Source organism: Devosia sp., assembly GCF_017307565.1.
Classification (GTDB): Bacteria; Pseudomonadota; Alphaproteobacteria; order Rhizobiales; family Devosiaceae; genus Devosia.
The window spans coordinates 1-10,900 of the sequence record NZ_JAFKHD010000460.1 but is presented as its reverse complement, the minus strand read 5'-3'; the positions used below and the strand labels follow the sequence as shown (position 1 = coordinate 10,900).

Below are 10,900 nucleotides of genomic sequence, written 5' to 3'. Positions count from 1 at the left end.
CGACGCCACTAATATCGACTTTGCCGCCATGCTCCCTTTTATCGACGACGCCACCAGCATGGCCGCGATGCGCGGGGCAGGGGCGCTCTCCATCGACATTGGCTTCGACCCGGCTGGCGGCAAGCTGGTCGACGGCACCTTCCGCATCGACCTCACCGGCATCGACCTGCGCATCGGCAAGGACTACTTCCCCGTGGCCAGCTCCATCATGGAGATCGACTGGAAACCCGATCTTGGGCAATTCCGCCTCGCCGATTCCGCGATCCAGATCGGCCAGAGCCGCGCCCGGATTTCGGGCATTTTCGCCATGGGCCTCGACAAGACCTACGGCCCGACCATCGGCATTTCGCTGCGCGCGGTCGACGTCGCGCTGCACCCCAATGACATGGCGGCACCAGAGCAGCCCTTCGACACCATGGACTTCGCCGGCTGGTCGGCGCCGCTCTATGGTGCCGTGGGCATTGATCGTTTCGTCGCCAGGAAGGGAGATGCGGTCATAGAGACGACCGGCCGCATGGACCTCCTCCAGACCGGTCTCGGGGTCGACATGACCGTTGCCGGCAAGGGCGTTTCCGCCGACGACGTCAAACGCATCTGGCCCTATTTCATGGGCGGCGACAGCCGCACCTGGTTCGTTGCCAACGTCACCGACGGCCACGTGGTCGACGGGCGGTTGAAGTTCAAGTTCCCCGTCGGTTCGCTCTCGCTCGACGGCGAAAAGAAGAAACTGCCCGACGATGCCATGGATATCGACATCACCGGCGAAGGCGTCGTCATTCGAGCCACCGAAGCCATGGACCCAATCGCCATCGATGGCCTGACCCGCCTGCAGGTTCGCGGCACCAAGACGACCATTTCGGGCGACGGCGGCAAGATCGACACAGCCAAGGGCACCATCGCCGTGCGCCGGCCGGCAATGATCTTTGACACGTCGAACCCCGACGAGAGCATTTTCGAGATTTCCGGCAGCCTCGGCGCGCCCATTCCCGCCCTTCTGGCGCTCGCCAATCAGATACAGCCCGAAGCCCTGGCAAAGGTGGAACTGCCGCTCGATATCAATGCCCTGACCGGCAATATCGACCTCGGCCTCGTCGCGACCATCGGCCAGCCCGCAGAGGGCTCCGGCAAGGAAACCGACATCGATTATGTAGTGAATGGCACGGTTGCCAATTTCGCCAGCAGCAAGCCCATCCAGCAGCGCACAATTGGCAATGGCCAACTGTCCTTTTCGGCAACTGAAGATGGCTACAAGGTCGGTGGCACTGCCGAAGTCGACGGCATGGTCGCAGACCTCTCGATCGAGGGCACGCCGACCACCGAACCCGCTTTCCGCCTGGGATCGACCGTCGCCGTTGCCGATCTTGCCAAATTCGGCTTCGACGCCTCGCAATTCCTCTCGGGCAAGGTGCGCTTCGTCGCCGAACCCACGGCCGATGGCACGATCAAGATGTCGGTCGACCTGGTCGATGCCGGTCTCTCCATCAAGGACCTTGGCATCACCAAATCCGCCGGCACCCCGGGCAGCCTGACGGCCACCGTGCGCCCCGATGGCGACGTGACCCATCTTGAGAACATCACCCTGGGCTTCGGCTCGGTGCAGCTTGCGGGCAAGCTCGACTATCACGCGACCGATGGCCTGGTGATGGCCGAGTTCAGCAAGGTGGCCCTCAGCTCCGGCGACAATGCGCAGGTGACACTCAAGCCCAATGGCAACGGCTTTGATGTCCAGATTCGCGGCGCCCAGCTCGATCTCAAGCCGCTGCTGAGCCGCTTCTTCAGCCTCGGCGAGGGCAGCGGCGGCGTGCAGAGCACGCAGATCAATCAGACCATCTCGCTTGACGTAAAGCTCGACCGTGCAGTCGGCTACTACGCCACGACCGCTTTCAATGTCGATCTGAACCTGAGCCTGCGTGGCTCAGACCTGCGGCGCGCCACGCTCTCGGCGCAGTTCAGCGAAGGCAATGGCGTTTCGATCACCACCAATCCCGCTCCCAATGGCCGAACCTTGTCCGTGGCCTTCAACGACGCTGGCACGGTGCTGCGCTTCCTCGGCGTCTATTCGCAGCTCGCCGGCGGCAGCGGCAGCCTGGTGCTGACCACCGATCGCAATGCCGATGCCGAAGGCGGCCGACTGATCATGCGCAACTTCGCGATCGTAGATGAAGCCAACGTGGCCCAGGTCCTCGGCAATCACTCCGATTCCCGCGCCGCCATCGCCCGCAGCAACCGTCTGGACTTCGAAGCCGCCGAAGCCGACTTCATCCGCCGCAGTGATCGCGTGGAGGTCACCCGCGGCGTGCTCTCCGGCGACACCGTCGGCGGCACCATGCGCGGTTTCATCTACACCAATAGCCGCCAATATGACCTGACCGGCACCTATGTCCCGCTCTTCGGCCTCAACAACGCCTTCCAGCAAATCCCGCTTCTGGGACCGCTGCTGGGCGGCCGCGATGGCGAAGGCCTCGTGGGCGTTACCTTCGCCGTGCGTGGCCCGCTGAACAATCCGCAGTTCCAGATCAACCCGCTCTCGCTGCTGGTCCCCGGCGCCTTCCGCGAACTCTTCGAGTTCCGCGCCCGCGAACTGCCGCAGGAATAAAAAAAGCGCCGCACCAAAGTGCGACGCCTAAGGTCGAAACCCATCCGTCGTCGTCATTGCCGGGCTCGTCCCGGCAATCCATCTCGCCTCCGCGTGGACCACCAGGACGAGCCCGGTGGTGACGATGGTTTGTGCTGTCAGACCGGCTTGATCAGCGCGTGACGCTTCTTGCCGACTGAGAGCTTGATCACCCCTTCCGGAAGCAGCGCATTGTCGCCAAGGCTCAGCTTGTCGTCATCGACGCTCGCATCGTTGACCTTCACGGCCCCCGAAGCGATGTGGCGGCGCGCTTCGCCGTTCGAAGCAGCAAGACCAGCCGTCACCAGCGCGGCGAGAATGCCGATGCCCGAATTCAGTTCGGCATGCGTCACTTCCGCCGTCGGCAGCGATAGATCGATCGCGCCGGATTCGAACGTCGCTAGCGCCGTAGCCGCCGCCTGAATGGCAGCGTCGCGGCCGTGCACGATGGCGGTCACTTCCGTCGCCAGGATTTTCTTGGCTTCGTTGATCTCATTGCCACCGAGCGCACCGATGCGTTCGATTTCCGAAATCGGCAGGCGCGTGAAAATCTTGAGGAATTTCACCACGTCGGCGTCTTCGGTATTCCGGAAATACTGCCAGAAATCGTAGGGCGAGAAGAGATCGCCATTGAGCCAGACAGCGCCAGACGCAGACTTGCCCATCTTCTCACCCGAAGACTTGGTGAGAAGCGGCGTCGTCAGTGCGTAAAGCTGCGGCCCGCACATGCGATGGGAGAGGTCCACACCATTGATGATGTTGCCCCACTGGTCCGATCCACCCATCTGCAACACGGTGCCATAGCGCCGGTTGAGTTCGGTGAAGTCATAGCCCTGCATGATCATGTAGTTGAATTCGAGGAAGCTCAGCGACTGCTCGCGATCGAGGCGCAGCTTCACCGAATCGAACGAAAGCATGCGGTTGACCGAGAAGTGACGGCCAACATCGCGCAGGAATTCGACATAGTTGAGCTTCAGGAGCCAATCGGCATTGTTCACCATCATGGCGGGGTTGGAGCCGCCATAGTTGAGAATATTGCCGTAGACGCGCTTGATGCTCTCTATGTTCTCGGCGATCTGCTCGACCGTGAGGAGCTTGCGCTGGTCGTCACGGAACGAGGGGTCGCCGACCATGGAGGTGCCGCCGCCCATCAGGCTGATAGCCTGGTGCCCGGTTTCCTGCAGCCAGTAGAGCATGGTGACGGTGATCAGATTGCCGATATGGATCGACGTCGCCGTGGCGTCATAGCCAACATAGCCAGTGATCTTGGAGGTCGCCGCGAGTTTATCGAGGCCCTCAGGATCGGAAATCTGGTGAATGAAGCCTCGCTCATCGAGGACGCGGAGGAAGTCGGATTTGTACTTGGTCATTTTGGTGCGATCTGCATCTGGAATTAAGCCGGAGCCTGGCTTCCATCCACCGTGTCATCCCCGCGAAAGCGGGGATCTCTGTTTGAGGGAGATTCCCGCTTTTGCGGGAATGACGTGGTGAAAGACATGCTCCGTGGGTGAGGACGATCGCCTCAAATGTGCGCTCTCGTTAGCGCCCGCCGCCGTCCGCGATCTCCTGACGGCGACGGTCGAGATAGTCGGCACACCGGGTCGTCAGTTCGTCGATCTTGCCTTCGTAGAAGTGGTTGGCCCCCTCCACGATCTGCTGTTCGATGGTGATGCCCTTCTGGGTCTTGAGCTTGTCCACGAGCTTCTGCACCGACTGCGGCGGTGCCACACGGTCCTTGTCGCCATGGATGATCAGGCCCGAAGACGGGCAGGGGGCCAGGAACGAGAAGTCGTAGAGGTTTTCCGGCGGGGAAACCGAAATGAAGCCTTCCACTTCCGGACGGCGCATCAGCAACTGCATGCCGATCCAGGCGCCGAACGAGAAGCCGGCGATCCAGCAGCCGCGGGATTCGCGGTTGATGATCTGCAGCCAGTCGAGCGCTGCTGCGGCGTCAGAGAGTTCGCCGATGCCGTGGTCGAAAACACCCTGCGAGCGGCCGACGCCGCGCGAGTTGAAGCGCAGCACCGAGAAGCCGCGCTCGGCGAACATATAGAAGAGGTTGTAGACGATCTGGTTGTTCATCGTCCCGCCAAACTGCGGATGCGGGTGCAAAACGATGGCAACCGGAGCGTTGGGTTCCTTGCCCGGTTGGTAGCGGCCTTCGAGGCGCCCCTCGGGGCCATTGAAGATAACTTCAGGCATGGTGTCTTTTCCGGCCTTTTCGGCTCTGTAACAAAGTTGATCCGATCATTCAGGATTGCATCCGCGCCGCTTGACTAAGAGCGGGAGCCTCCCTAAAACATGGGTCGAAAAAACCAGTTTAGAATGGTTCGAAATTCGGTTGTAGGCCGCATGCGGCCTTGTTGAGCGCCCCTTGTAATGAAGTTGGGCGACAAATTTCAAGAAGTGTTTGGTTTGCGGGATGCTCAGGCGTCCCGATCCAGACATGGAAGGTATGTCGGGCACGCAGCCCCAAAGAAGGCAAATGGCGAAAGAGAGCATCTATCTCGATCACAATGCCACCGCTCCGCTTCGAGAAGAAGCGCGGGCGGCGCTGCTTGCTGCCCTCGAATTCACGGGCAATCCGTCCTCCGTCCATGCCCATGGTCGGAAGCTGCGCGATTTGATCGAGACCGGCCGTCAGCAGGTGGCGCGCCTTGCGGGCGCCGAAACCCGTCAGGTCGTCTTTACCGGTTCGGCCACCGAAGCGCTGACCCAGGCCATTGTCGGTGGTGCAAAAGTCTTTTCGGCAGGCGCCGTGGCCGTCAGTGCGGGGGAGCACGCTGCGGTCGCCAGGGCGGCCGAAGCCTCGGGCCTGCCGGTCTGGACTATCCCGCTTCTCGCCGATGGCCGTATTGATCTGGATCAACTTCGCGCCGCTTTGCAGCGCGCCGATGATGAAGGCATCACGCTGCTCGTCGCCGTTCACTGGGTGAACAACGAGACCGGCGTGATCCAGCCCATCGGTCCGATTTCCGTTCTCGTCGGCCCGACGCGCCATACCCTCGTCATTGATGCGGTGCAGGCTCTGAGCAAGCTCGATCTGGATTTTGCCGCCTCGGCTGCCGATATGGTGGCGATTAGCGGCCACAAGATCGGCGCGCCGGCCGGCATTGGTGCGCTCCTGGTCAAGGGCCATGCCGATACGGTGCGGCTCATCCCCGGTGGCGGGCAGGAGCAGGGCCGTCGCGGCGGCACGGAATCGGCGCCGCTCATAAGTGCCTTCGGTGCTGCGGCGGCGGCCGAGCGCATGAATATGGAATCCGTCTCCGCGCTAACCAAGCGCGTGGAAGACGGACTTCGGGCCATTGCGCCTGACGTCGTGATTTTCGGCGAAAGCACGGACCGCGTCGGCAATGTGGTGAATTTCGCCGTGCCGGGCGTAAGAAATGCCACGGCGATGATGTCGCTAGATCTGGCTGGCCTGTCGGTTTCCGCCGGCTCGGCCTGTTCGTCGGGCAAGGTGGGCGCAAGCCATGTGCTCCTCGCCATGGGCGTCGAGCGCGACCTTGCCGATTGCGCTTTGCGCGTGAGTTTCGGCTGGAACTCCAAGGCAGAAGATGCCGAGGCGTTCCTGGCCGGTTTTGAAACGATCCTTGCCCGCCACAAGCGAGCAGGGAAAGCGGCTTAGCCGCAACAGACAAGTAGTGTTCGCGGCGACCTTGAACCGCCGAGGGACGAAAAGGAGAGCCTGATGGCGGACTACGATATTCCGACGCTAAAGGAAGAGATCGACCTGGAAACGGTCGAGCAAGTGCTGGCGCTCGACGTCGACAAATATAAGTACGGCTTCGAGACCGATATCGAGTCTGACGTGCTGCCGCCCGGCCTCACCGAGGAAACGGTCCGCTTTATCTCTGCCAAGAAGGACGAGCCGGAATGGATGCTGGAATGGCGTCTCGACGCGTTCCGTCGCTTCCAGACCCTCGAAGAACCGACCTGGGCGAAGCTCCATTATCCCAAGATCGACCTGCAGGAGATCAGCTTCTACGCCGCTCCCAAGTCCTTCAAGGGCCCCAAGAGCCTCGACGAAGTCGATCCGGAACTCCTCAAGACCTATGCCAAGCTCGGCATTCCGCTGAAGGAACAGGCGATACTTGCGGGCGTTGAAGGCGCTGGCGAACCGACCGGTACGCCGTTCTCCGGCAATGTGGCCGTCGACGCCGTGTTCGACTCGGTCTCGGTCGTCACCACCTTCCGCGAAGAGCTGGCCAAGGTCGGCATCATCTTCTGTTCGATCTCGGAAGCCGTGCGCGAGCACCCTGAGCTCGTGAAGCAGTATCTCGGCTCAGTGGTTCCAGTTTCGGACAACTACTATGCGACGCTGAATTCGGCCGTCTTCACCGATGGGTCCTTCGTCTACATTCCCAAGGGCGTTCGCTGCCCGATGGAGCTGTCGACCTATTTCCGCATCAACGAGAAGAAGACCGGCCAGTTCGAGCGCACGCTGATCATCGCCGACGATGACAGCTACGTCTCTTACCTCGAAGGCTGCACCGCACCCTCGCGCGACGAAAACCAGCTTCACGCTGCCGTCGTCGAGCTCGTTGCCCTCGACAATGCCGAAATCAAGTACTCCACCGTCCAGAACTGGTATCCGGGCGACAAGGACGGCAAGGGCGGCATCTACAACTTCGTCACCAAGCGTGGCGATTGCCGTGGCGTCAATTCGCACATTTCCTGGACCCAGGTCGAAACCGGCTCGGCCATCACCTGGAAGTATCCGAGCTGCATCCTGCGCGGCGACGGTTCGCGTGGCGAGTTCTACTCGATCGCCATTTCGAACGGCTATCAGCAGGTCGATAGCGGCACCAAGATGATCCACCTGGGCAAGAACACGTCCAGCCGTATCATCTCCAAGGGTATCGCTGCCGGCTTCTCGGACAATACCTATCGCGGTCAGGTCTCGGCACACGCCAAGGCCAAGAACGCCCGCAACTTCACCCAGTGCGACTCGCTGCTCATCGGCGACAAGTGTGGCGCCCACACGGTTCCCTATATCGAGAGCCGCAATGGCACCGCCGTCTTCGAGCACGAAGCGACCACTTCGAAGATTTCCGACGACCAGATGTTCTATTGCCTGCAGCGCGGCCTCAACGAGGAAGAAGCTGTGGCACTGATCGTCAATGGTTTCGTCCGCGACGTGCTGCAGCACCTGCCGATGGAATTCATGGTCGAAACCCAGAAACTGATCTCGATCAGCCTCGAAGGGTCGGTCGGCTAACATGACGACGGAAACGCGCAACCCGGTTGTTACCCTTACCTCCCTGGCGCTCGACGCCTGGGAGCAGGGCACGCTCTACAAGTCTGCCGACACCTCGTTCGGCAAGCTTCTGGGTCTGCGCGCACTCGGCATCAGCTACAACGAAGTGCCGCCCGGCAAGTCGAGCTGTCCCTTCCACAACCATCACGTCGAAGAAGAACTCTTCATCGTGCTGGAAGGCGAGGGGACCTATCGCTTCGGCACCGAGCGCTTTTCGTTCAAGGCGGGCGACGTGCTTGGCGCGCCGACCGGCGGCCCGGAAACGGCGCACCAGATCCTCAATACCGGATCGGTGACGCTGAAATATCTGGGCGTGGCCAACAATGCCGATACCGAAGTCTGCGAATACCCTGACTCGGGGAAATTCCAGGTGACGAGCCGCTCTTCGGCCGATCGTCGCCTCCGCCACTGCGGCCGCGAAGGCCAGAACCACCTTGATTACTGGGATGGCGAGCCGGGCGCCTGAGGCGCTGCCAGCGATCCCTTCCGCAATTGGAGAAGAAAATGACCACTCCCGTTCTTGAAATCCGCAACCTGCACGCCCGCATCGAGGAACGCGAAATCCTTAAGGGTGTGAACCTCGTCATCCCGCAGGGCGAAGTCCATGCCATCATGGGCCGCAATGGCTCGGGCAAGTCGACGCTGAGCTATGTGCTCGCCGGCAAGGAAGACTATGAGGTCACCGAGGGCGAGATCCTGCTCAACGGCGAGAACATCCTCGAGATGGAACCGCACGAACGCGCCGCCGCTGGCCTGTTCCTGGCCTTCCAGTACCCGATCGAAATCCCGGGTGTTGCGACCATGACCTTCCTCAAGGCCGCCATCAACGCCCAGCGCAAGGCGCGTGGCGAAGGCGAACTGACGACGCCGGAATTCATGCGCGCCGTCAAGGAAGCCGGCGCCCAGCTCAACGTCGACAGCGACATGCTCAAGCGCCCCCTCAACGTCGGCTTCTCCGGCGGTGAGAAGAAGCGCGCCGAGATCATGCAGATGGCTCTGCTGAAGCCCTCGCTGGCCGTGCTCGACGAAACCGATTCCGGTCTCGACATCGACGCCCTGCAGGTCGTTTCGAAGGGCGTCAACGCGCTCCGCGACGGCAAGCGCTCCATGCTGGTCATTACCCACTACCAGCGCCTCCTGAACCACATCGTGCCCGACGTCGTGCACGTGTTCTCGGATGGCAAGATCGTCGAAAGCGGCGACAAGGACCTGGCGCTGCAGCTCGAAGCCAAGGGCTATGCAGACTATGACGGTCAGGCGGCCTAAGACACCATGCGCCAGACCTTTCCTGTCCGCCTCGGCGCCGCCGAGGAATCGCTGATCGCCCAGCTCAAGGCTGCCGGCGCCGACCAGGCCGCCGAACGCGTAACCGTGGCCGGTCTCCCGACCCGCCGCGTCGAGAGCTATCACTATACCGATCTCAAGACCCTGCTGCGGGCCATCCCGCCGCTGGCACAGGCAGCCAACGAAGCCACCGGGACCGCACTGCGCGTTCCGGGCGCCTACGCCCTGTCGATCGTCAATGGTGCCGTTCTGAACGCTGCCACGGCGCCGGAAGGCGTCAAGGTGGGCAAGACCCACGGTGGCGTTCTCACAAACCGCGATGACGTCATTGTCAATGTTAGCAATGCGCTAGCAAAAGAGACGCTTAGTCTCGACCTCACAGGCGCAATTGAGCAGGTCGTCCAGATCGACCATCGCATCGAAGGCGAAGCCGGTCACGTCGCCGACGCGACCAAGATTTTCGTCGCTGACGACTCCTCCGTCGTCATCCTCGAAACTTTTTCGGGCTCCGACGCCGCTCACGTTGGCAACCACGCGACCTACCTCGCGCTCGGTAAGAATGCCGTCGTGACGCACGTCACCATCGACCTAAGTGGCCGCGCCACCTCGCATTTCGCGACCAACGAGTATCACCTCGCCGACGGCGCACAGCTCCGCACGCTGGTGATCCATGCCGGCGCCGGCCTTGCCCGCACCCATCTCTTCCCGAAGATGGAAGGCGAGGGCGCGCATGCCGACGTGACCGGTCTCAACCTCGTGTCGGATGGCCAACACTCTGATATCACGATGGAAACCACGCACGCGGTGCCGCACACCTCGTCGCAGCCGTTGTTCAAATCCATCACCCGCGGCCGCTCCAAGTCCGTGGTGCAGGGCAAGCTGATCGTCGCCCGCGACGCGCAGAAGACCGACGCAAAGTTCATGCATCAGGGCCTGATGCTGTCGGACGAAGCGGAAATCCTCTCCAAGCCCGAACTCGAAATCTACGCCGACGACGTCGTCTGCGGCCACGGTTCGACCTGCGGCAAGCTCGATGAGGACAGCCTGTTCTACCTCCTTAGCCGCGGTATTCCCAAGGCCGAGGCAGAGACCATGCTGGTCCGCGGTTTCATCGCCGAACTCATTGATCCGATTGAAGATGAAGCCCTGAACCTCGCCCTTCAGGGCATCGTCGACGGCTGGCTGCTGGGGAAGTAAGGGCCGCGTGGCGCAGGATAGCGCCACGACCACAAAACAGCACCTCCCCCTTGACGGGGGAGGATGGGAGGGGGTGCGAGAGCCACGATATCGCGGCTGCCATACCCCCCACCCTTGATCCCTCCCCGCAAGGGGGAGGGTGACGACTGAAACATCGCAGGTTCACTAGGACCAATAAGATGACCCTCGACCTCGAAAAAGTGCGCGCCGACTTTCCGATCCTGTCGGAAGTGATCCACGGCCATCGCCTGGTCTATCTCGATAGCGGCGCCTCGGCTCAGAAGCCGGTGCAGGTGCTTGACCGGATGGATCATGCCTTCCGGCACGAATATGCCAATGTTCACCGTGGCTTGCACACGCTCGCCAATCGCGCCACCGACGCTTACGAGGCCGGTCGCGAGAGCGTAAGGCGCTTCCTCAATGCCGGCCGCGTCGAAGAGATCATCTTCACTCGCTCGGCCACCGAGGCGATCAACCTCGTCGCCCAGTCCTTTGCCGGTCCGCGTATCGGGGCAGGGGACGAGATCGTCACCACGATCATG

At 61.7% G+C, this 10,900-nt stretch carries 9 protein-coding genes; 7 read left to right on the top strand and 2 right to left on the bottom strand.

Annotation, left to right across the window (positions count from 1 at the left end):
* The coding region (locus tag J0I64_RS20430) for a hypothetical protein (protein ID WP_291411738.1) at positions 1 to 2,596 on the top strand (2,596 nt) is incomplete at its 5' end.
* A 137-nt stretch (positions 2,597 to 2,733) separates the two neighbouring features.
* On the opposite strand, the gene tyrS is transcribed toward J0I64_RS20430, so the two are convergent.
* Both tyrS and J0I64_RS20420 read right to left on the bottom strand, forming a co-directional pair.
* Positions 2,734 to 3,984: a tyrosine--tRNA ligase gene (gene tyrS / locus J0I64_RS20425; RefSeq protein WP_291411735.1), complete on the bottom strand. Its 1,251-nt coding sequence runs from the start codon at positions 3,982 to 3,984 to the stop codon at positions 2,734 to 2,736.
* A gap of 169 nt (positions 3,985 to 4,153) precedes the next feature.
* The gene (locus J0I64_RS20420; protein WP_110149993.1) at positions 4,154 to 4,816 is read right to left on the bottom strand and encodes an alpha/beta hydrolase; all 663 of its coding nucleotides are present in this window, start codon (positions 4,814 to 4,816) and stop codon (positions 4,154 to 4,156) included.
* Positions 4,817 to 5,099: 283 nt separating this feature from the next.
* Between J0I64_RS20420 and J0I64_RS20415 the strand changes: the two genes are divergently transcribed.
* The 6 genes from J0I64_RS20415 to J0I64_RS20390 all read left to right on the top strand — a co-directional run.
* A complete protein-coding gene (locus J0I64_RS20415; protein ID WP_291411730.1) occupies positions 5,100 to 6,245 on the top strand; it encodes an aminotransferase class V-fold PLP-dependent enzyme in 1,146 nt (381 codons plus the stop codon).
* Between the two features lie 63 nt (positions 6,246 to 6,308).
* Positions 6,309 to 7,838 (top strand): Fe-S cluster assembly protein SufB, encoded by a 1,530-nt coding sequence (gene sufB / locus J0I64_RS20410; protein WP_291411728.1) that lies wholly within the window; start codon positions 6,309 to 6,311, stop codon positions 7,836 to 7,838.
* Between the two features lies 1 nt (position 7,839).
* Positions 7,840 to 8,343, top strand: coding sequence for a cupin domain-containing protein (locus J0I64_RS20405; protein WP_291411725.1), 504 nt, complete (start codon positions 7,840 to 7,842; stop codon positions 8,341 to 8,343).
* A gap of 38 nt (positions 8,344 to 8,381) precedes the next feature.
* A complete protein-coding gene (gene sufC / locus J0I64_RS20400) occupies positions 8,382 to 9,143 on the top strand; it encodes a Fe-S cluster assembly ATPase SufC (RefSeq protein WP_291411723.1) in 762 nt (253 codons plus the stop codon).
* A 6-nt stretch (positions 9,144 to 9,149) separates the two neighbouring features.
* Positions 9,150 to 10,358, top strand: coding sequence for a Fe-S cluster assembly protein SufD (gene sufD / locus J0I64_RS20395; RefSeq protein WP_291411721.1), 1,209 nt, complete (start codon positions 9,150 to 9,152; stop codon positions 10,356 to 10,358).
* 179 nt (positions 10,359 to 10,537) lie between these two features.
* The coding region (locus tag J0I64_RS20390) for an aminotransferase class V-fold PLP-dependent enzyme (protein WP_291411719.1) at positions 10,538 to 10,900 on the top strand (363 nt) is incomplete at its 3' end.